This is a genomic window from Pseudomonadota bacterium, assembly GCA_013285445.1.
Taxonomy (GTDB): Bacteria; Pseudomonadota; Gammaproteobacteria; order Xanthomonadales; family Wenzhouxiangellaceae; genus Wenzhouxiangella.
In genome coordinates, this window is the sequence record CP053448.1 from 1,129,205 (window position 1) to 1,151,349 (window position 22,145).

Below are 22,145 nucleotides of genomic sequence, written 5' to 3' on the forward strand. Positions count from 1 at the left end.
AAGCCGGGTAGTTTAATGCAAGCCGGGGACGATAACAACCGATGCGCGCTCAAAAAAATGGCGGATTTCGGAGTGCTGTTGCGTGAGGGCCAGGGCCGGTTGTCGCGGCATTGACAAGACGGCGGGCATGATTCGGCGCTATCATTTGCGCGCTCAGGATCTGGTGCGCCCGGCGCGGCCCGAGTGTAGCGAAAAACGTTAAAATCGTGTAATTTCACTGTCACCTGAGGACTCTAGAATGCCGCACTGTCGATCGGGCGTGAATCCTCCGGTTTCAGGTCTGTGAGTTTCGTTGTGTCCACCCTAGCGGAGTAATTTCATGAAATGTTCAGTTTTTGCGCGGCCAGCAGGCGCTGGCTGGAGCGTGTTCCTGCTGACCGTATTGCTGTTGGCGGTCGTGCAGGCCCCGTCCGTTTTCGCGCAGGCCACCTCGGCCGAAGTGCGCGGCCGTGTCGTCACCGAAGACGGTGACGGGATTGTCGGTGCGGCGGTAGAGATCACGCATCTGCCCTCCGGGACCCGGTCCCAGGCCCAGACCGGCGATACCGGCGCTTTCTTCCAGGCCGGGCTGCGCGTCGGGGGACCTTACGAGATCGAGGTTCGTGCCGAAGGCTACCAGGCGGCCGAAGAGACCGATGTCTATCTGGAACCCGGCCCCCAGGATCCCTTCCGCTTCATGCTGGTGTCGGCTGGCATGCAGCTCGACGCGCTGGAAGTGGTCGGTCAGTCGCTGTCGACGGCCGTCGAGCTCAACAACGGTGTCGGTTCGACCTATTCCGATCGCGATATCCGCAATCAGCCCTCGACTGATCGTGACGTGATCTCGACGCTGCTGCGCGATCCGCTGGCCCAGTCCGATGGCGTCGGCAACCTGTCGGTCGCCGGCGTGAATCCGCGTTTCAACGGTCTGGCCATTGACGGTGCCCGCCAGCAGGACGATTTCGGCCTGGGCAGCAATACCTATGCCACGGAACGTTCACCGATCAATCTGGATGCGGTCGAGTCGGTCACGCTGGTGGCCGCCGATTATGGCGTCGAGGCGACCAACTTTACAGGCGGTCTGGTCAACATCGTGACCAAGTCCGGCGGCAACGAGTTCGACGGCTCGCTCTATTACGCCTACAAGGACGATGGCTTCGTCGGCAGCAAGTTCGACGGCGATCGTCGTTTCGACGCCGGCGACTTCGAGGAAGAGGAGTACGGCTTTACCTTCAGCGGGCCCATCATCAAGGACAAGCTGTTCTTCTTCGTGTCCTATGACGAGTACGAGGCCAGCAGTCCGGTCGATTTCGCCAACTCCGATGCGGTCAACGGCCGTGATCCGGCGCTCTACAGCACGCTGGGCAGCATTCTTCAGGATATCTACGGTTTCGACCCGCTGGGCCGCCCGGCGGTGGCCTCGCTGCCGGAGGCCTCGGAGCGCACGCTGGTCAAGCTGGACTGGAACATCAACTACGATCACCGGGCCTCGTTCACCTACCAGAAGACCGAAGAGTCCGGAGTCAGCATTAATGCAGCCAATTTCCAGTCGGCCTGGTACGACATTCCGGTTGATCTCGACGCCTATACCCTGCAGCTGTTTTCCGACTGGAGCTACAACTTCTCGACCCAGCTGCGCATCAACTACAAGGAATTCGTGCGCGGCCAGATCTGCCGCGGCGGCAACGACCTGGGTCATTTCGAGTTCCGCCTTGATGAGAACGACGTCGCGGGTACTCCGCTGGAAGGACTGATTACCGATCGCAACACCATCGTGGCCGGCTGCGATCGTTTCCGCCACGCCAACGAGTACAACGATGATCGTCTGCAGCTGTTTGCCAAGGGCGATTACTACTTCGGCGATCATGTGCTCACCTTCGGCGCCGAGCTCGAGCAGTTCAATCTGTTCAACCTGTTCGTCCCCGCTTCGAACGGCCGTTTCGTGTTCAACGACTTCGACGAAATCATCAATCGCACCCCGGGCAACGTCGATTATGTCAACGTGCCGTCCAACAATGCGCGTGATGGTGCTGCCGAATGGGGCTACGACAAGTGGGCGCTGTTCATTCAGGACAAGTGGCAGGTGACCGATACCTTCGAGCTGAGCTACGGACTGCGCTACGAGCGTTTCTCGCAGAGCGACAAGCCGGCGCTTGACCAGGACATTCTCGAGCGCTTCGGTGTGCGCACCGATAACAACCTCGACGGCAACGACCTGCTGATGCCGCGCGTCGGCTTCCTGTGGACGCCGTTCGATCGCGGCAGCATCAGCGGGGGCTTCGGCCTGTTCGCCGGCGGCGAGCCTCAGGTGTGGATTTCCAACTCGTTCCAGTCTCCGACCGGTTTTGCGCGCGTGTTCGGGCTCGAGAATGCCGACATCTTCAGCGTGCCACAGGAAGCCCTGGACGCGGTGGCCGGCCAGAGCGGCTCGGTCATCGATTACATCGCCGATGATTTCGAAACGCCGTCGGACTGGAAGGCCTCGCTGCGCTATGACCAGCGCTTCGACCTGGACTTCGACCAGTTCAGCCTGGGTCAGGACTACCGCTTTACTGCGCAATACCTTTACACCAATACCCGCGACGGCTTCCTGTGGCGCAATATTGCCCAGACCCAGCTGGCCGAGGCGCTGCCGACCGGTACCGCGCCGGATGGCCGCGTTATCTACGCCGATCTCGATGCCCTGGGCATCAACAACCTGACCGAGCTGGGCAACTTCAGCGATGGCGAAAGCCATGTCATCACGCTGACCCTGGCCAAGGCCTTCGAAAACGGGTTCGACTACCAGATCAGCTACGCCTTGCAGGATATCGAGGCGGTGACCGAGGGCGGGTCGTCTCGGGGTATTTCCAACTGGCTCGGCATTTTCGATGAGGATCGCAACGATCCTTCGGCACGCACCTCGCCGTATCAGATCGAAGAAGCGTTCAAGATCAACTTCGGCTATGAACGCGCCTTCTTCGGCAACAATCTGACCCGGGTCGACGTGTTCGGCCAGATTTTCAGCGGCGATCAGTGGAGTACGGCATTCGACGTGACCAACTCCAATGCGCTGTTCGGCCGCGCCGGGCAGGGTGAAGGACCGTTCGACAACAACCCGCTCTACATTCCCAATCCGGGCAACGATCCGCGCGTCGTCTACGGTTCGGGCTTTGACGTCAACGGCTTCTTCCGCTATCTCGAGGAGAACGACATCCCGTTTGGCGAGATTCACGCGCCGTACTCGCAGCAGTCGAACTGGAACCAGCGCTGGGATCTGCGTTTCCAGCAGCAGATTCCGGGCATCCCGGGCGTGGACCGCTGGGTCGGCGACAACAAGTTCAGCCTCATCCTCGACATCCGCAACGTGCTCAACCTGATCGACAGTGACTGGGGGACCTTCGAGAACGGTCCGTTCTTCGGCCAGGCCGGAATCGTTCAGGCGGACCTGGTCTCAGCTGCCGACGTGGCCGAAAACGGCATTGACGGGGCCACTGCGCTTACCGGCGATGCGCCGCGCCAGGTCTGCCGGCAGGCCAGCGACTGTCTGTACCGCTACACGGATTTCGACGACGACCCGACCAGTTTCGTCAGCTCGTCGCAGTCGGTCTACGAAATCCGCCTGACCCTGCGCTACGACTTCTGACCGCGCCCTGGTGCGGGTCAGCGACCCGCCCGGGCGGCAGACCGGCAAACAGACGGCCAGCCACGGTGCTGGCCGTCTGCGTTTGTGGCCGTCATAATAGTGACTATTCCGTTTTCACGAGTATGCCGGTCGAGGAACACGATGACTGACGCTTCACCTGCAGTGGCTGGCTGTGCGGGCCTGGACAAGGTATCGACCCGCGTCTACCCGGCCGGCAGTCTCAACGTGCTCTCCCGCGAGGAGGTCGCCCGACTGTCCGATGCCTCCGAGGAGGTCGGTGAACTGCTGCGGCAGGTGGCGCTTGCGGTACTCAATTCGGGCGAGCAGGGTGACGATGCCGAGCACATGTTCGAGACTTTCAGGGACTTTCGCATCCAGGTTCACCAGGTCAATCGGGGCATGCGTATCGATCTGGAGGACGCGCCGGGCTGTGCCTTTGTCGACGGCAAGATGATACGCGGCATACGCGAACTGCTGTCTTCGGTGGTGCGAGACATTGTCTACTTCCACACCGAGATCCATCCCAGCCCCTACTTCGATCTCGACAGCTCCGAAGGCATCACCAACACGGTCTTCGAGATTCTGCGCAATGCCCACCTGCTCGATACCGAACTCGAGCCCGGGCTGGTGGTGTGCTGGGGCGGACACTCGATCAGCTCGGAGGAATACGACTACACCAAGGAGGTCGGCTATCAGCTCGGGCTGCGCGGCATGGATATCTGCACGGGCTGCGGACCGGGGGCGATGAAGGGACCGATGAAAGGGGCCACCATCGGGCATGCCAAGCAGCGGACGCTGCCCGGTCGCTACGTCGGCGTATCCGAGCCCGGCATTATCGCGGCCGAATCACCCAACCCGATCGTGAACCAGCTGGTCATTCTGCCGGATATCGAAAAGCGTCTCGAGGCGTTCGTCCGGCTGGGGCACGGTATCGTGGTCTTTCCGGGCGGTGTCGGTACCGCCGAAGAGATCCTGTTTCTGCTGGGCGTGTTGCTGCATCCTTCCAACGCCGACATGCCGTTTCCGCTGGTGTTTTCCGGACCGGAGTCGGCGCGCGACTACTTTGCCGAGATCGACCAGTTCATCGGCCTGACGCTCGGGCGCGCCGCACAGGCGCGCTATCGCATCATCATTGCCGATCCGCCCGAAGTCGCGCGCACCATGGCCGCCGGTATGGCGCGCGTGCGCGACTGGCGGGTAGAGAGCAACGACGCGTTCTATTTCAACTGGCTGCTGAACATCGATCACGGCTTCCAGCAGCCGTTCGAGGCCACCCACGAGGCCATGCGACAGCTGCCGATCTCGCCGGAGTTGCCGGTGCATGAGCTGGCGGCCAACCTGCGCCGCGTGTTCTCCGGAATCGTGACCGGCAACGTCAAGCCGCAGGGTATCCAGGCCATCCGTCGTCACGGTCCGTTCGAGATCGAAGGCGATCGCGCGATCATGCGTGCCCTGGACCAGCTGCTGGCGCGGTTCGTCAAACAGCAGCGCATGAAGCTGCCCGGCGACAAGCCCTACGAGCCCTGCTACCGCATCGCCGGCTAAGGAGCCTCTAATAACTCTGCGCTCCGCGCAGAGTTATTAGAGGCTCCCTAACGGCCGGAGACGCAGACCTCCCGCTCAGGTCGTTGCCTTCGCCCGCGATTCCGCAAGCCTTGTCCCTCTCTGCAGCTCCGAACTCCGGCGCATCGGCGCCGATCAGGCGCCCGTAACCACTTGACACTCGTCACATTCAGGTCTAAGGTGGCACGAAGTGGGAATTTGTGGGAAATTGTGGGTCCTTAGTGGAAAACGAGTGTCGAGCCGTGTTTTTTGGTGAAACCGCCATCAATCTGGATGCCAAGGGACGACTGGCGATTCCGACCCGCTACCGGGAGGATCTCCAGGCCGCCTGCGGAAACCGGCTGGTGCTCACCTACTCGGCGTTCGACGACGGCTGTCTGTGGCTGTATCCGCAGCCTGAATGGGAGCGGGTCCGCGAGCAGGTCATGGGCCTGTCGACCTTCAATGCCAGTCACCGCAGCCTGCAGCGTCGCCTGGTGGGCTCGGCCACCCTGCTCGAGCTGGACGGCAGTTCCCGTTTGCTGTTGCCGGCGACGCTCCGCCAGGTGGCCGGACTGGAAAAGCGCGTGGTTTTCATGGGTATGGGCCAGCGCTTCGAAATCTGGGACGAAAGCGTCCTCAACGAGCGTCGTGCCGTCGAGCAGCGTGAGATCCAGGAGCAGGCGTCCGCCGAAATGGCGCAACTGGTCCTGTAGCGGCCATGTTGAGGAAACCAGGGCATGTGCCGGTGCTGCTCGGGCCGGCGGTTGACGCATTGAATATTCGTGCCGATGGCATTTATGTCGATGGCACTTACGGTCGGGGCGGGCACAGTGAAGCGATTCTGGCACGCCTGGGCAAGGAAGGGCAGCTGGTGGTAATGGACCGAGATCCGCAAGCGATCGCCGATGCACACGCACGGTTTGACGACGACAGCCGCGTGACGGTCTGCCATGATGATTTCGCCGCGCTGGAGCCCCTCACCCGACGGCTCGGCATTTTTGGTCGCGTCAACGGCGTGCTGCTCGACGTCGGAGTCTCCTCCCCGCAGCTCGACGATCCGGCACGCGGATTCAGCTTTTCCAGTGACGGCCCGCTCGACATGCGCATGGATCCGGGCAGCGGTGAGTCGGCAGCTGATTGGCTGGCCCGAGCCGATCAGGAGGAGATCGCGCGGGTGATTCGCGACTACGGCGAGGAACGCCAGGCGCGGCGTATTGCCCGGCGCATTGTCGCCAGGCGAGCCGAGCGCCCGATCACGCGCACCGCTGAACTGGCAAGCCTGGTGGCCGGCGCGGTGAAATCGGGCAGCCGCGATATCCATCCGGCCACGCGAACCTTCCAGGCACTGCGTATTCAGGTCAACGAAGAGTTGAGCGCACTTGAGCGCGCGCTCGAAGCGGCCATCGACCTGCTGGCTGTGGCCGGTCGACTGGTGGTCATCAGCTTCCATTCGCTGGAGGACCGGCTGGTCAAGCAGGCGCTGGTTCGTGCCTCCAGCCCACCGCCGGCCAGTCGACGCTTGCCGGTGGCCTCCGCGTTCCGGCCGCGATTGCGTCTGGTGGGCCGGCTGCTTAGGCCCGACCCGGCCGAGATCGAAAGCAACCCGCGTGCCCGCAGCGCCCGCATGCGGGTGGCCGAGAAACTGCCCGGGGCTGCATCATGATGCGCTGGCTTGCCGCCTTGCTGTTGCTCGCGGCGGTGCTGGCCAGTGCCGTTGCAGTGATCGTGCTCAGGCACGAATCCCGTCTGCTCTTCGTTGCCCTGCAGGAGGCCGAACAGCAGCGCGATGCCGCCCGCGTCGAGTGGAGCCGGCTTCAGCTCGAGCAGGCCTGGCTGGCCGAGGCCGGTCGGGTCGAGCGGGAGGCCCGGGAGGCGCTGGATATGCGCGTGCCCGAGCAGATTCGCCTGCTGGTGGAAGCGCCATGAGTCGCGATCCGGCAAGCAGTGGCGGCAACATCAGGGTTTGGCTGACTGCCGGAGTCATGCTGCTTGCGGCCCTCATGCTGACCGCGCAGGCGGTCAATCTGCAGGTCATGGAGGCGGAGTTTCTGCAAAGCCAGGGAGAAGCACGTTTCCTGCGGGACGTCGCCATTCCGACCGTGCGCGGCAATATCCTGGACCGCAACGGTGAGCCGCTGGCGGTATCGACTCCGGTCGAATCAGTCTGGGCGCACCCGGGTGAGCTGCTGCAGGCGGCTGATCGTATCCCGATGCTGGCCGGGCTGCTCGAGACCGATGCCGAAAACCTGCAGCGTCGTCTGACCCAGCGTGCCGGGCGCGAGTTCGTCTGGTTGCGTCGGCAGATCAATCCGGATCTGGCCGAACGCATCCGCCAGCTCGAGATTCCGGGTGTCTTTCTAGAGCGCGAGTACCGGCGGTTCTATCCGACCGGCGAAGTCAGTGCACAGGTGCTCGGCTTTACCAATATCGACGATGTCGGTCAGGAGGGTCTGGAGCTGGCCTACAACAACTGGCTGCAGGGCGAGGCCGGTGCGAAGCGGGTCATCAAGGATCGCTTCGGGCGGGTCGTCCAGAACGTCGAGCTGATTCGCGAGGCCAGACCTGGGCGTGATCTTCGGTTGACGCTGGATCGGCGCCTGCAGTACCAGGCTTTTCGCGACCTCAAGGCGACCATTCTGGAGTTCGGTGCACGCTCGGGCTCGGTGGTCGTGCTTGACGTGACCAGTGGCGAGATTCTCGCCATGGTCAACTATCCCTCCTACAATCCGAACGCCCCGACCCGCGCTGCGTCGGATGGATTGCGCAACCGCGCTTTGACCGACGTGCTCGAGCCCGGTTCGGTGATCAAGCCGTTTGCGGTTGCCGCAGCCATGGAGGCCGGTATCGCGCACCCGGACATGCGCATTGACACCTCGCCCGGCGTGATGACGGTCTCGGGTCATGACGTGCGCGACGTGCGCGATTTTGGTGAATTGACCCTCGAGCAGATTCTGACCAAGTCGTCCAATGTCGGCGTGGTTCAGCTGGTGCTGTCGATGGATGCCCGCCATCTCTGGGGTGTCTACACGCGCTTCGGATTCGGTTCGGTGACCGGCACGGGGTTCCCCGGCGAGTCGGCCGGCGTGCTGCGTGACTACGATCGCTGGCGCAAGCTGGAGCAGGCCACCCTGGCCTATGGCTACGGGCTGTCGGTTACGCCGCTGCAGCTGGCGCGCGCGATGGCGGCGATCGCCAGCGGCGGCAAGCTGCATCAGGCCACGTTTATCGCCGACAGCGACAATCCGCCGCACTCCGTGCTCGATCCGGATCTGGCCGCCAAACTGATGGCGATGCTCGAGACCGTGACCGGACCGGAAGGGACCGGCCAGGCCGCCCGGGTGGACGGCTATCGCGTGGCCGGCAAGACCGGTACGTCGCGCAAGGTCGGCGTCGGCGGTTACAGTGATCGCTACGTGGCCAGCTTTGCCGGTTTCGCGCCGGCCTCGCGCCCGCGCCTGGCAGCGGTGGTGGTGGTCAACGATCCGGCCGGCGAGGCCTACTACGGGGGCCAGGTTGCCGCACCGCTGTTTGCCCGCGTCATGGCCGCCGGGCTGCGACTGTTCGATGTACCGCCGGACGATCCCGGCCTGCTGATGGCCCGGCTCGAGGATGAGCATGAATAGGCCTGCTATAACGCTGGATCGCTTGCTTGCCGGCATCGGTGTGTCAGCGCCTGAAATCCCCATCCAGGGACTGGCGCTGGATTCGAGACGCCTGGCGCCGGGTGATGCCTTTGTCGCGGTAGCCGGGCAGATGACGCACGGTCTGTCGTTTGCTGATCGTGCCGCTGCTGCCGGGGCGCTGGCAGTGCTGCACGATAGCGCCGATCCGCCGCCGGCAGCGCTGCCTGTCCCGTCCGTGGCGATACCGCAACTGGCGCAGCACCTGCCGAACCTGGCCCGACGCATGTGGTCTGACCCGGGCGCTGCGCTTGACCTGATTGCCGTGACCGGGACCAACGGCAAGACGTCGATTGCCTGGCTGCTGGCGCAGGCACTCGAAGGCGCCATGATCGGCACCCTCGGCTGTGGTCGTCCCGGCGGACTCATGCCGGCCACCCACACCACACCGGATATCTTCAGCGTCTATCGCTTGCTCGATGACTTTCGCCGGCAGGGCATTCAGACCGTGGTCATGGAGGCCTCGTCGCATGCGTTGGCGCAGGGCCGGCTTGACGGGTTGGTGTTCAGCAGCGTCATTTTCACCACGCTGGGTCACGACCACCTGGACTACCATGCCGATCGTGCCGCGTACGGTGAAGCCAAGGCGCGACTGTTTTTCGAGCATCCAAGCCGGCGCCAGCTGATCAACCTGGACGATGCCTTTGGCCAGGAGCTGGCCAGGCGCTTGCCGGATGCAGACGGCCTGATCGGCTACAGTCTGTCCGGCCACGCCGAGGCGCGGGTTCGCGGCCGAACCGTTGCCACGGCTCCGGGCGGGCTCAAGGTGGCTCTGGAACTTCAGGACGGCAGCCTGCAGGCCGACACTGAGCTGGTCGGGCAGGTCAATGCCTGGAACGTGCTGGTGGTCGCCGCCGAACTCGAAGCGCGCGGTTTCAGCCCGGCTCAAATCGGTGAGCGCCTGACCCGCCTGCGTCCGGTGCCGGGGCGCATGCAGCCGGTGCGCGGGCCGGACGGCCGGCTGGCGATCATCGATTATGCCCATACGCCCGACGCGCTTGAGAGCGCGCTGGCCAGCGTGCGCCAGCTTGCGGCTAACGAGCTATGGTGCGTGTTTGGCTGCGGCGGTGAGCGTGACCGCGGCAAGCGGGCGATGATGGGGCGAATTGCCGAGCGGGCCGCCGATCGGGTGATTCTGACCGACGACAATCCGCGCCACGAAGACGGTACCGCAATCGTGCGCGACATCCAGTCGGGTATGCAGCGACCGCAGCGCGCGCTCGTCATTCGCGACCGCGCGCGCGCGATCCGCCACGCCATAGCAGCCTGCCAGCCCGAAGATGTCGTGCTGATTGCCGGCAAGGGACACGAAAACGAGCAGATCGCGGGTGATGCCCGGCTGCCGTTTGACGATGTCTGTGTCGCGCGCGAGGCGCTGGAGGTGGCGGCATGATGCGCACGTCGCTGAAGCGTCTGGGCGTACTGACCAACGGCGATCTGCGTGACGGCAATCCGGAGGTTGTCGGCATGAGTCACGATGCGCGCCGAATCGAGCCGGGCAATCTGTTTTGTGCCTTGCCCGGTCATCACCGGGATGGGCACGAGTTCATCGCCCAGGCGCGCGCTTCCGGGGCGGCCGCCGCCCTGGTCGCGCGCCCGGTCAACGATGCGTTGCCGCAGCTGATCGTGGCCGACGTGCTCCAGGCCATGGGGGTGATCGCTCGCGCCTGGCGTGAGCAGATGCCGGCTACCGTGGTGGGTGTGACCGGCAGCAACGGCAAGACCACGGTCAAGGAGATGCTGGCGGCCGTTCTGGCCACGCAAGGGCCGACGCTGGCCACCCAGGGCAACTACAACAACGAGATCGGTGTGCCGCTCACGCTGGTGCGGCTGCAGCGTGAACACGACTATGCGGTTGTCGAAATGGGCTGCGGTCAGCCCGGCGACATTCACTATCTGGCCGACATGGCCCGCCCGGAGATTGGCATCGTCACCAATGCCGGACCGGCACACCTTGAACGACTCGGGAGCGTTGAAGGTGTCGCCCGCACCAAGGGTGAGTTGTTTTCGGCCCTGCCCGCTTCCGGCCTGGCAGTGATCAATGCCGATGACGACTACAGCGATTTGTGGCTCGATCTGGCCGATCACTGTCGCACGATGACTTTCGGCCTGGGGCCGGAGGCCATGGTGCGCGGGCGTTTCACCGGCGGCCAGGCCGAGATCGACACGCCGATCGGTTCGTTTTCCTTTACCCCGGCGCTGCCCGGCCGGCACAACCTCTGCAACGCGCTGGCTGCCACTGCCGCCGCGGTGGCGCTGGAGGTGCCTCTGCCTGTCATTGGCGAGGCCCTGGCGGGAATGCGCAGCCTGCCCGGGCGATTGCAGGCGCATCACCACGCCGAGGGGTGGTGCTTGATCGATGACACCTATAACGCCAATCCCGCCTCGCTCTATGCTGCGCTGCAGGTGCTGGCCGGGCACGGCGGCGAGTGCTGGCTGGTGCTGGGCGACATGGCCGAGCTTGGAGGGGGCAGCGCCAAGCTGCACGCCGAAATCGGTCAGGCAGCGCTCGACTGGGGGGTGTCACGTCTGGTCACGGTCGGTGAGCACAGCCAGTCGGCCAGCACGACCTTCGGTCGGGGCGGGCGGCATTTCGAGGATATTGACTCGCTGGTCGCATGGCTCCATGGCGAGCTGCACGCCGGGGTGACCTGCCTGGTCAAGGGCTCGCGCAGCATGGGCATGGAACGGGTCGTCGAGGCACTGATGCGGGAGCCGCGGACATGCTGACCTGGATGTTCGAACATTGGCTGGCCGGGGATGTGGCCCTGTTCGGCTATATCACGTTCCGCACCGTCATGGCCGCGCTCAGCGCCATGATCGTATCGCTGGTCATCGGCCCGTTTTTCATTCGCCACATGACCGAGCGCCAGATTGGCCAGCCGATTCGCAAGCTCGGGCCGGAATCACACCTGACCAAGGCCGGCACACCGACCATGGGCGGGACGCTGATCCTGATCTCGCTGATCCTGGGCACGCTGCTGTGGGCCGACCTGACCAACCGCTATATCTGGACCGTGCTGTTTGTGACGATGGCCTTCGGTGCCATCGGTTTTGTCGATGACTGGCGCAAGCTGAAGTACCGCGACAGCCGCGGACTGCCGGCGCGCTGGAAGTACCTGCTGCAGTCGCTGGCGGCGCTGGCCGTTGGACTGTTTCTCTACCTCAGTGCCGATGTGCCGGCCAATACCCAGCTGTTTGTGCCGTTTTTCAAGGATGTGGCCATTCCACTCGGGACGGGTTTCGTGGTGCTGGCCTACTTTGTGGTGGTGGGCTCATCGAATGCCGTCAACCTGACCGACGGCCTGGATGGGCTGGCGATCATGCCGGCCGTGTTCGTTGCCGCCGGGCTCGGGATTTTTGCCTACGCCACCGGGCATACCGTGTTTGCCGATTACCTGGCCATGCCCTACATTCCCGGGGTTGGCGAGCTGGCCATCTTCTGCGCCGCGCTGGCCGGTGCCGGGCTCGGGTTCCTGTGGTTCAATACCTATCCCGCGCAGGTGTTCATGGGCGATGTCGGTGCGCTGGCCGTCGGTGCGGCGCTGGGCGTTGTGGCCGTCGCCGTGCGCCAGGAAATCGTGTTCATGGTCATGGCGGGGATCTTCGTCATCGAGACCCTGTCGGTCATTCTCCAGGTCGCTTCATTCAAACTGACCGGTCGGCGCATTTTTCGCATGGCACCGATCCATCATCATTTCGAGCTCAAGGGCTGGCCGGAACCGAAGGTGATCGTGCGCTTCTGGATCATCGCCGTGATGCTGGTGCTGGCCAGCCTTGCAACCATGAAGATCCGGTGACCGCCATGGCCCAGTCGCGCCAAGCCTATCGCCGATCGGAAGCGCCGCAGACCGCAGCGCCGGACCCCGTTATCGTGCTGGCAACGCTCGGCCTGCTGTCGATCGGTGTGGTGATGGTGACCTCCACGTCGGTGGCTGTTGCCGAAGGCTATGCGGTTTCGGTTTGGTACTTTCTGGTCCGCCATCTTGTCTACATTGCCCTGGGCGTCGGGCTTGCGGCCCTGGCGGGTCTGGTCAGCCTGCGTCTGGTCGAGCGCCTGGCCCCGGTGGCGCTGCCGCTGGCCGTGGCGGTGCTGCTGCTGCCATTCGTGCCCGGTCTCGGGTATGAGGTCAACGGATCAACACGATGGATCGATCTGGGCGTGGCGCGTTTCCAGGTCGTGGAAGCGGCCAAGCTGCTCCTGATCGTGTTCGTGGCCGGTTACCTTGCCCGCCGGCCGGAGCTCAGGCAAGGACGATTCATTGATACCGTCAAGCCGCTGCTGGCGGTCGCCCTGCTGGCGGCCATCCTGCTCAAGCAGCCGGACATGGGTTCGGCGGTGGTGCTTGCGGCAATCGTTGGTGGTATGATCTGGCTCGCCGGAGCGGCCTGGAAACACCTGTTTGTGCTCGGGTTGTCGAGCCTGCCGTTGCTGACCTTTGCCGCCCTGGAGCCTTACCGGCTGCGTCGGGTGATGACCTTTGTCGATCCCTGGGCTGATCCATTCAACAGCGGTTTCCAGCTGACCCAGGCGCTGATCGCCGTCGGCCGTGGCGAAATCACCGGCGTTGGTCTTGGCGCCAGTGTTCAGAAACTCTACTACCTGCCCGAGGCGCACACCGATTTCATCTTTGCGGTGCTGGCCGAGGAGTTTGGTCTGCTTGGAATCCTCGGCGTGGTGGCCCTGTTCGCGCTGCTGGTCGGGCGACTCCTGATGATCGGGGTGCAGGCGCGCAGTCGGCAGCGCCCCTTCGCCGCCTACCTGGTCTGGGGCGTGGCCCTTTGGATCGGGCTGCAGGCGCTGGTGAGCATCGGGGTCAACCTGGGTGTCTTGCCCACCAAGGGTCTGACGCTGCCGCTGATCTCGGCTGGCGGCAGCAGCCTGATCATGACGCTGGTCGCCATTGGACTGGTGCTGGGTGTCCAGCGCGAGCTGGTCATCGAGGCGCGCCAAACACCGCGGCGGCGCAGGAGCTGGCAGGTATGAACGCGCCCGATACCCGTGTCCTGATCATGGCCGCCGGCACCGGCGGACACATTTTTCCGGGGCTGGCGGTCGCCGAGCAACTGCGCGCGCGCCGGGTTTCGGTGTCCTGGCTCGGTACGCCCGGGGGACTCGAACAGCAACTGGTGCCGCCAGCCGGTATCGAGCTCGATGCCATCCAGATCACCGGCCTGCGCGGACGTGGCTGGGCTGGCTGGCTGGCAGCCCCGTGGCGGGTCTTGCGTGCGATGGTCCAGGCCCGCGGCATTCTTCGCGGCCGTCGTCCGGACTGCGTCTTGAGCATGGGTGGTTACATCGCCGGTCCCGGTGCGCTGGCCGCCCGTCTGCTCGGTATTCCGCTGGTGATCCACGAACAGAATTCGATTGCCGGCCTGACCAATCGCCTGCTGCGGCCGCTTGCGCGCCGAATCTATACCGCCTTTCCGGACACCCTGTCGGGTGGCGAGGTCGTCGGCAACCCGGTGCGCGCCGATATCGCCGCCCTGCCGCCGCCCGATGAGCGCTTTCGCGCCCGTCAGGGCCGGCTGCGCCTGCTGGTCATCGGCGGCAGTCTCGGTGCCCGCGCTTTTGCCGAAGTGGTGCCGCGCGCCCTCGCGCGTTTGCCGGCGGACCGCCGCCCGCGGGTCGTGCATCAGGCCGGGCGTCAGCTCGAGGTCACGCGCAGCGCCTACCGTGACGCCGGGGTGGACGGAGACATCGTGGCGTTCATCGACGACATGGCCAGGGCCTGGTCCCAGGCCGATCTGGCCATCTGCCGTGCCGGTGCCCTGACCATCGCCGAGCTGGCCGCCGCCGGCTTGCCGGCCGTTCTGGTGCCGTTTCCGCATGCGGTCGATGACCATCAGACCCGAAATGCCGCCTTTCTGGCCGATGCCGACGCCGCCTGGGTGGTTGACGAGTCGTGCTTCGATGATCAGTGGCTGGTTGATCGACTGGGTCAGGTCGACCGTGAACAGCTGCTTGCCATGGCACAAAAAGCGCGCGCCCTGGCGCGGACCGACTCGGCGCGCCGGGTGGCCGAAGGTTGTCTGGAGGTGGCAGCATGAATCGAACGCCCGCCATTGACAACCTGATGCATCGCACCCGGCATATTCACATGGTCGGCATTGGCGGAGCCGGCATGAGCGGGATTGCCGAAGTTCTGCTTAATCTGGGCTTCGGGGTCAGCGGCTCCGACCTTCAGGCCTCAGGCGCCGTGCAGCGTCTGCAGGGGCTCGGTGCGGAGATTCGTATCGGGCACGATGCAAGCCACCTGGCGGCGGCCGACGTGCTGGTTGTCTCGGGCGCTGTGCCTGAAGACAACCCCGAAGTGGCCGCGGCGCGTCGCCGGCGCGTGCCGGTCGTGGCGCGCGCCGAGATGCTGGGTGAGCTGATGCGGTTCCGGCGCGGCATTGCCGTTGCCGGCACTCATGGCAAGACCACCACGACTTCGATGATTGCCAGTCTGCTTGCCGAAGCGGGACTGGATCCAACCTTCATTGTCGGCGGCCTGGTCAATGCCTTCGGTTCCGGCGCGCGCCTCGGCGATGGTCGCTACCTGGTGGCCGAGGCCGACGAGTCCGACGGCTCGTTTCTCAAGCTGCAGCCGGTGATCTCGGTGGTGACCAATATCGACCGCGATCACCTCGATGCCTATCAGGGGAGTTTCGATCAGCTCCAGCGCGCATTCCTGGAGTTTCTGCATCACCTGCCGTTTTTCGGCGTGGCGGTGATGTGCACGGATGATCCCCACGTGGCTGAACTGGTTCCGGAGGTGGGTCGTGCGGTTGTCACCTACGGTTTTGACGAAGGTGCTGATGTGCGTGCCACAGACCTTGAGCAGACCGGCCGCGCGATGCAGTTTCGTTTGTGGCTGCCGGACAGCGAATGCCAGCCGGTGCATCTGGCACAGCCGGGGCGTCACAACGTGCTCAATGCCATCGGCGCGGCCGCTGTCGCTGCGGAGGTCGGTGTCGACGCCAAAACCATCGCTCGCGGTCTGGAGCGCTTTGCCGGTATCGGGCGGCGCTTTGCCGAAATCGGACAGCTTGATCTGGGCGGGCGGCAGGTGCTTGCGTTCGAGGACTACGGGCATCATCCGACGGAACTCGACGCCGTGTTGCAGGCCGCGCGCAGCGGCTGGCCGGACCGCCGGCTGGTCATGGTCTTTCAGCCCCACCGCTTTACTCGCACCCGCGATCAGTTCGAGGATTTCGCGCGCGTGCTGGCCACCGTTGACGCCCTGGTGCTGGCCGATATCTACCCGGCCGGTGAATCGCCGCTGGCCGGGATTGATGCTGATGCGCTGGGGCGCGCGGTCAGCCGTCGCCGCGATCTGACGGTCAAGCGAATCGCCGCCGTTACCGAAGCGGTCGACGTGCTGCCCGGGATCTGCCGGGACAACGATCTGCTGCTCGTCATGGGTGCCGGTGACGTCGGCCATCTGGGCGCACTTTTGCGCGAGCGCTACAGCGGAGGTCTGGCATGAAGCCGGATGATCCGCGTCGCTTTGGACAGGTTGCGCTGGTTGTCGGCGGCGACAGTGCCGAGCGTGAGGTGTCGCTGCGCGGCGGACGAGCCGTGGCCGCCGCGCTGGAGTCGCTGGGTGTGCAGTTCAGCGTGGTTGACGGCCCGCGCCGCCTGCTCGAGCAGATCGCTGCGGGGCATTTCGACCGGGTCTTTAACCTGCTGCACGGTCGCGGCGGCGAGGATGGTGCGCTGCAGGGCGCACTGCGCATCTACGGCGTGCCGGTTACTGGATCGGGCGTGCTCGGATCGGCCCTGACCATGGACAAACTGCAAAGCAAACGGGTCTGGCGGTCCTGCGGTCTGCCAACGCCGCCTTGGAAAGTCGCGCACTCGGCCGAGCAGGCCGAAGAAATCGTTGCCGAGATGTCGGCGCCACTGTTCGTCAAGCCGGTTCATGAAGGCTCGAGCATCGGCATGAGTCGGGTGACGTCGGCCGAACAGCTGGCCCCGGCGCTCGACCAGGCGCTGGCCTTCGACGGACAGGTCCTGGTCGAGCGGATGATCACCGGCCGCGAGTACACGGCGGGCGTGCTGGGCGATCGCATCCTGCCCCTGATCCGCCTGGAGACACCGCGCGCATTCTACGACTATCAGGCCAAGTACGAAGCCGCTGACACGCGGTATCACTGCCCGTGCGGGTTGCCGCCGTCGCGCGAGGCCGAGCTGGCTGCATTGTGCCGACAGGCCTTTGACGTGCTCGGCGCAAGTGGCTGGGGGCGCGTTGATCTGATGGTCGACGAACAGGATCGACCCTGGCTGCTGGAGGTCAATACCACGCCGGGCATGACCGATCACTCTTTGCTGCCGATGGCCGCAAGTACGGCCGGCATTGAATTCGAGGAGCTGGTATGGCGAATACTGGAAACGAGTCAGCACGACTGATCCGGCCAGCCTGGCTGGCCACCCTGGTTCTGGTCGGCACGATCGGCCTGCTGGCACTGTGGCTGCGTTCGGGACTGATCGGGGCCGAACAGTGGCCGATTCGCTGGCTGGATATCGACGGCGAGCTGCGCCGCGCAAGCGCCAGCCAGATACGGGCCGCCGTTGCCAGGCCGGCTCAGCGCGGCTTCTTCGGTGCGGATCTGGGCGAGGTCCGGGCCGCTGTCGAGGGCCTGCCCTGGGTGGCGCGCGCCGAAGTCAGTCGTCACTGGCCGGATGCGCTGCTTGTCCGCGTCACCGAGCATCGGCCGGTGGCGCGCTGGAACGATCGTCGTTTGCTGAGCGATCAGGGCGAGGAGTTCGATGTCGACGGCAGCGACGGGATGCAGGGTCTGGCGCGTCTTCATGGCCCACAGGCGTTGCGCAGCGAGGTGTTCGAGACCTGGCAGCAGATGCGCCGGCGGCTGGCTGGCGCCGGGCTCGATATCGTGCGGCTGGAGGTCGATGCGCGAGGCGCCTGGCAGGCCCGTCTCGATACCGGCCTGACGGTGATTTTCGGGCGCGAGAACATCCATGAACGCTTGGCGCGTTTTCTCTCGGTCTACCCGGCACTTCAGCGTGACGAGCGGCGGCCCGAGCGCATCGATATGCGCTACACCAACGGACTGGCCGTGCGCTGGCGGCAGTCTTCGAGTGGAGTCAGCGAACAGCATGGTTAAGCGTCCGGACAAATCGCTGGTGGTCGGCCTGGATATCGGGACCAGCAAGATTGTCGCCATTGTCGGTGAGTTGCATGGTGACGGTCAGGTCGAGGTGGTTGGCCTGGGCTCGCATGCCTCCCGCGGCCTCAAGCGTGGCGTGGTGGTCGATATTGAATCGACCGAGCAGTCAATCCAGCGGGCCATCGAGGAAGCCGAGTTGATGGCCGACTGCCAGATTCACTCGGTATTTGCCGGCATCGCCGGCAGCCACATCAGCTCGCTGAATTCGCATGGCGCGGTGGCGATTCGCGACAAGGAAGTGACTGACGCCGATGTCGAGCGGGTGCTTGAGTCGGCGCGCGCCGTGGCGGTGCCGGCCGATCAGCGCATTCTGCACGTGCTGCCCCAGGAGTATGTCATCGACTCGACCGACGGCATTCGTCAGCCGATCGGCATGTCGGGCGTGCGCCTGGAGGCGCGCGTGCATCTGGTCACGGCGGCGGTCAGCGCGGTGCAGAACGTCACCAAGTGCGTCGCCCGTTGCGGGCTGCAGGTCGACGATCTGATCCTGCAGCAGCTGGCCTCGAGCTACGCGGTGCTCAGCGACGACGAAAAGGACCTGGGTATTGCCCTGGTCGACATTGGTGCCGGCACCACCGATATTGCCGTGTTCACCGAGGGGGCGATTCGCTACACCACCTGTATCCCGATCGCCGGTGACCTGGTCACCAATGATATTGCCGTCGCGCTGCGCACGCCGACGGTGCATGCCGAGGAAATCAAGATCAAGTACGCCTGTGCCCTGGAGCAGATGGCCAGCTCCGATGAGACCATCCAGGTACCCAGCGTGGGCGATCGCCCGCCGCGGCGCCTGGAGCGACAGACCCTGGCACAGGTGGTCGAGGCGCGCTACCGCGAGCTGTTCAGCCACGTCCACAAGCAGCTGCGTCAGTCGGGCTTCGAATCGATGATTCCGGCCGGGCTGGTACTCACCGGCGGCGGATCGAAGATGGAGGGGGTGACTGAGCTGGCAGAAGAAATCATGCACATGCCGGTGCGCCTGGGTGCGCCGCAGCATGTCAGTGGACTGTCAGAAGTGGTCAACAACCAGATTCATGCCACCGGTGTTGGCCTGCTGATCTATGGCAGCCGCATGGAGTCGCCACGCCGGTCCGGACTGGGCCGCGGCGGCGAAAGCCTCTGGAATCGTCTCAAGCACTGGTTTCAGGGAGAGTTTTGATGAAAGGACCCGCGATTCGAAAGACCGGATCAGGTTGCGGCAGGTCGCCGCTCCAGTGGGTTTTGCCCCGTCCGATGTACCTCGGGCAAGGCGCGGGAGCGGCACAAAGCGTCCGTCAAGAAGGCGCGTGCCGCCATCCCTTGGTAAGGTAAGAAGAGCATCCCGTCTCTGGCGGGACATTGTTGATCGTCATGGCGAGCGAAAGGAGAGACTGTTATGCCTTTTGAACTGATCGAAAACTACACGCCCGGCGCAACCATCAAGGTTGTCGGGATCGGCGGCGGTGGCGGCAATGCCGTCAGCCAGATGGTCCAGTCGGCCATCGAAGGCGTCGAATTTGTCTGTATCAATACCGATTCACAGGCGCTGCGCAATTTTGCCGGCAAGACCACGCTGCAGATTGGCGGCAGCGTGACCAAGGGCCTGGGCGCCGGAGCCAATCCGGAGGTCGGCCGTCAGGCGGCGCTGGAAGACCGCGATCGAATCAGCGAAATGCTCGACGGCTGCGACATGGTGTTCATCACCGCCGGCATGGGTGGTGGTACCGGCACCGGCGCTGCGCCCGTTGTGGCCCAGACGGCCAAGGAAATGGGCATCCTCACGGTTGCGGTGGTCACCAAACCGTTCCCGTTCGAGGGGCAGCGAAGAATGGGCGTGGCTCAGCAGGGCATTGATGAGCTTGCCCACCACGTCGATTCGCTGATCACGATTCCCAACGCCAAGTTGCTCAGCGTTCTGGGTTCCGAGATCACGCTGCTTGATGCGTTCAAGTCGGCCAACCAGGTGTTGTCGGGAGCCGTTCAGGGCATCGCCGAGCTGATCACCCGGCCCGGGCTGATTAACGTCGACTTTGCCGACGTGCGTACCGTCATGAGCGAAATGGGTATGGCGATGATGGGTTCGGGGACTTCGCGCGGAGAAGATCGCGCACTGATGGCCGCGCAGTCGGCGATCGGGTCGCCGCTGCTCGAGGATGTCGACCTCAACGGTGCCTGTGGCATTCTGGTCAATGTCACCGCTGGCATGAACCTGAGCATGAAGGAATTCGAGGAAGTCGGCACGACCGTTGCCGACCTGGCCAGTGAAGACGCCACGGTGGTGGTCGGCACGGTCATCGATCCCGACATGACCGATGATCTTCGGGTGACGGTGGTGGCCACCGGTCTCGGGACCCGGCAGGCGAAAAGCCAGGACAAGCCGATGAAGATCGTGCGCACGGGCACCGACAATCGGCCCGCTTTCCGGGCGACGGAGGACGAATCCGCCGCGCGAGAACGGGGCGATCGTGACGCCGGTAATGGCGGCGAAAGCCGCAAATTGTTCGGCGAACAGAAGGAGCTCGACTACCTCGACATCCCGGCGTTTCTGCGCAACCAGGCCGACTGAGCGTTTGGCGGCGGACCGGTGACGGGGCTCGATCAGCCCGTCAGCGGGGCATCCACAGCCCCCGACTCGCCCGGGGGCTGTGCCGGCAGGAGCATGACCGGTCCGTGACGCCGACTGTTGCTTCTGAGCAACATATGTGGTCATTTTGTTGAAAAATTGCTTTTTTGCCACGCCTGGGTGTGCTATGCTCCGCGGCGTTAACCAGCAAATGGCCACCACCAGTGATCAGACAAAGAACACTCAAGAACGTCATTCGGGCCACCGGCGTCGGTTTGCATACGGGCGACAAGGTGCTGATGACCTTGCGGCCGGCACCAGCCAATCGCGGCATCGTGTTTCGTCGCGTCGATCTCGATCCGGTCGTTGAGATTGCCGCCGACCCGCAACTGGTTCGGGATACCGCCCTGTCAACCACGCTGGTCAATGATGACGGGGTTCGTGTGGCGACGATCGAACATCTGATGTCGGCGCTGGCCGGCCTGGGTATCGACAATCTCTATGTCGACCTCAGCGCATCGGAAGTGCCGATCATGGACGGCAGTGCCGGTCCGTTTGCGTTTCTGGTCCAGTCCGCCGGAATCGCAGAGCAGAATCTGCCCAAACGCTTCATCCGTATTCGCAAGGCAGTCGAGGTGCGCGACGAGGATCGCTGGGTGCGCTTCGAGCCACATGAAGGCTTTCAGGTCAGGTTCACGATCGAGTTCGACCATCCGGTCATCCGCTCGCACTCGTGCAGCGCCGATCTGGATTTTTCGACCACCTCCTATCTCAAGGAGGTGGCGCGAGCGCGAACCTTCGGTTTCATGCGCGATATCGAGTTCCTGCGCGGGCGCAACCTGGCTCTGGGCGGCAGTCTCGACAACGCGGTCGTGCTGGACGATTTCCGGATTCTCAATGAGCACGGCCTGCGCTACGAGGACGAGTTCGTCAAGCACAAGGTGCTCGACGCGATCGGCGACCTTTACCTGCTTGGCCGCAACCCCATCGGTCGCTTCATCGGACACAAGTCCGGCCATGAGCTGAACAATCTGCTCGTGCGCGAGCTGCTGGCCGATGAAAAGGCCTGGGAAGAAGTGACCTACGAAGAGGCTGATCTGGCGCCGATCTCCTACGTGCAGCCTGCCCAGGCGATCTGATCGCCCGCGCTTGGCCTGGTGGCTGCACGCGGCGCGTGCACCTGCCGCGCGTATCGCGTTGCGGTTGGTCAGCGATCCGCCATCACCGGCTTGATCAGGGCAATGGCATGACGACCACGCGCGTGCGCACCGGATCCCGTTCGAGCTCTTGCCCCACGACTGTGCGCAGCTGATCGGCCAGCACCCGTGCCCGGCTCGCCCAGGCCGGGCTGGCAGCAGCCAGCACCAGCGTGTCTTCTTCGATACAGGCGAGTCGAATATGGCCGCGCATGGATGCCGGCAGTGACTGCTGCAGGCGCTCGTCGAGTTGCCCGAAGGCGCTCGCGGCAGCCAGCAGCCGCCGCAGCGGGCGGTTGGTTCCGACAATCTGCTGAATGTCGCGTTCGGCACGGCCCTTCATCATGACTCTCGGCATGGTTCGGACTCTACTGTAGCGCATCGCGGCCGGCACCGGGCCCGAC

Annotated in this window: 18 protein-coding genes; 17 read left to right on the forward strand and 1 reads right to left on the reverse strand. The window is 64.3% G+C overall.

From position 1 onward, the window contains the following. The first annotated feature begins 319 nt into the window (after positions 1-319). The 17 genes from HND55_05160 (at position 320) to HND55_05240 (ending at position 21,684) form a co-directional block, all read left to right on the forward strand. The gene (locus HND55_05160) at positions 320-3,604 is read left to right on the forward strand and encodes a TonB-dependent receptor (GenBank protein ID QKK02101.1); all 3,285 of its coding nucleotides are present in this window, start codon (positions 320-322) and stop codon (positions 3,602-3,604) included. 141 nt (positions 3,605-3,745) lie between these two features. Next, positions 3,746-5,149, forward strand: a complete 1,404-nt coding sequence (locus HND55_05165; GenBank protein QKK02102.1) for an LOG family protein — start codon at positions 3,746-3,748, stop codon at positions 5,147-5,149. Between the two features lie 260 nt (positions 5,150-5,409). Beyond that, on the forward strand, positions 5,410-5,862 hold the full coding sequence (mraZ, locus tag HND55_05170; GenBank protein QKK02103.1) for a division/cell wall cluster transcriptional repressor MraZ: 453 nt from the start codon (positions 5,410-5,412) through the stop codon (positions 5,860-5,862). Positions 5,863-5,867: 5 nt separating this feature from the next. Then, positions 5,868-6,812, forward strand: a complete 945-nt coding sequence (rsmH, locus tag HND55_05175) for a 16S rRNA (cytosine(1402)-N(4))-methyltransferase RsmH (protein ID QKK02104.1) — start codon at positions 5,868-5,870, stop codon at positions 6,810-6,812. Next, on the forward strand, positions 6,812-7,075 hold the full coding sequence (gene ftsL / locus HND55_05180) for a cell division protein FtsL (protein ID QKK03997.1): 264 nt from the start codon (positions 6,812-6,814) through the stop codon (positions 7,073-7,075). Before rsmH ends, ftsL begins: the two co-directional genes overlap by 1 nt. After that, positions 7,072-8,772, forward strand: a complete 1,701-nt coding sequence (locus HND55_05185) for a penicillin-binding protein 2 (protein ID QKK02105.1) — start codon at positions 7,072-7,074, stop codon at positions 8,770-8,772. The genes ftsL and HND55_05185 overlap by 4 nt, the downstream gene beginning before the upstream one ends. Continuing rightward, positions 8,759-10,222, forward strand: a complete 1,464-nt coding sequence (locus tag HND55_05190; GenBank protein ID QKK02106.1) for a UDP-N-acetylmuramoyl-L-alanyl-D-glutamate--2,6-diaminopimelate ligase — start codon at positions 8,759-8,761, stop codon at positions 10,220-10,222. Before HND55_05185 ends, HND55_05190 begins: the two co-directional genes overlap by 14 nt. Continuing rightward, on the forward strand, positions 10,219-11,559 hold the full coding sequence (locus HND55_05195; GenBank protein ID QKK02107.1) for a UDP-N-acetylmuramoyl-tripeptide--D-alanyl-D-alanine ligase: 1,341 nt from the start codon (positions 10,219-10,221) through the stop codon (positions 11,557-11,559). Before HND55_05190 ends, HND55_05195 begins: the two co-directional genes overlap by 4 nt. Then, positions 11,553-12,629, forward strand: a complete 1,077-nt coding sequence (locus HND55_05200; GenBank protein QKK02108.1) for a phospho-N-acetylmuramoyl-pentapeptide-transferase — start codon at positions 11,553-11,555, stop codon at positions 12,627-12,629. Before HND55_05195 ends, HND55_05200 begins: the two co-directional genes overlap by 7 nt. 5 nt (positions 12,630-12,634) lie before the next feature. Then, entirely contained in the window at positions 12,635-13,816 is a 1,182-nt protein-coding gene (gene ftsW / locus HND55_05205; protein QKK02109.1) for a putative lipid II flippase FtsW, read from the forward strand. Beyond that, complete coding sequence (gene murG / locus HND55_05210) at positions 13,813-14,880, forward strand: undecaprenyldiphospho-muramoylpentapeptide beta-N-acetylglucosaminyltransferase (protein QKK02110.1); 1,068 nt, start codon at positions 13,813-13,815, stop codon at positions 14,878-14,880. Before ftsW ends, murG begins: the two co-directional genes overlap by 4 nt. Then, on the forward strand, positions 14,877-16,301 hold the full coding sequence (gene murC, locus HND55_05215) for a UDP-N-acetylmuramate--L-alanine ligase (GenBank protein QKK02111.1): 1,425 nt from the start codon (positions 14,877-14,879) through the stop codon (positions 16,299-16,301). Before murG ends, murC begins: the two co-directional genes overlap by 4 nt. After that, entirely contained in the window at positions 16,298-17,224 is a 927-nt protein-coding gene (locus HND55_05220) for a D-alanine--D-alanine ligase (protein ID QKK02112.1), read from the forward strand. Before murC ends, HND55_05220 begins: the two co-directional genes overlap by 4 nt. Further along, a complete protein-coding gene (locus HND55_05225) occupies positions 17,191-17,940 on the forward strand; it encodes an FtsQ-type POTRA domain-containing protein (protein ID QKK02113.1) in 750 nt (249 codons plus the stop codon). The genes HND55_05220 and HND55_05225 overlap by 34 nt, the downstream gene beginning before the upstream one ends. Continuing rightward, the gene (gene ftsA / locus HND55_05230; protein QKK02114.1) at positions 17,933-19,162 is read left to right on the forward strand and encodes a cell division protein FtsA; all 1,230 of its coding nucleotides are present in this window, start codon (positions 17,933-17,935) and stop codon (positions 19,160-19,162) included. The genes HND55_05225 and ftsA overlap by 8 nt, the downstream gene beginning before the upstream one ends. Positions 19,163-19,378: 216 nt before the next feature. Next, positions 19,379-20,548 (forward strand): cell division protein FtsZ, encoded by a 1,170-nt coding sequence (ftsZ, locus tag HND55_05235; GenBank protein ID QKK02115.1) that lies wholly within the window; start codon positions 19,379-19,381, stop codon positions 20,546-20,548. 221 nt (positions 20,549-20,769) lie between these two features. Then, entirely contained in the window at positions 20,770-21,684 is a 915-nt protein-coding gene (locus tag HND55_05240) for a UDP-3-O-acyl-N-acetylglucosamine deacetylase (protein QKK02116.1), read from the forward strand. A gap of 94 nt (positions 21,685-21,778) precedes the next feature. Here the strand turns inward: HND55_05240 and HND55_05245 are convergent, their stop codons facing one another. Beyond that, positions 21,779-22,099 carry a DUF721 domain-containing protein gene (locus HND55_05245; GenBank protein QKK02117.1) on the reverse strand — a complete coding sequence of 107 codons (321 nt, stop codon included), beginning with the start codon at positions 22,097-22,099 and terminating at the stop codon, positions 21,779-21,781. Positions 22,100-22,145 lie beyond the last annotated feature (46 nt).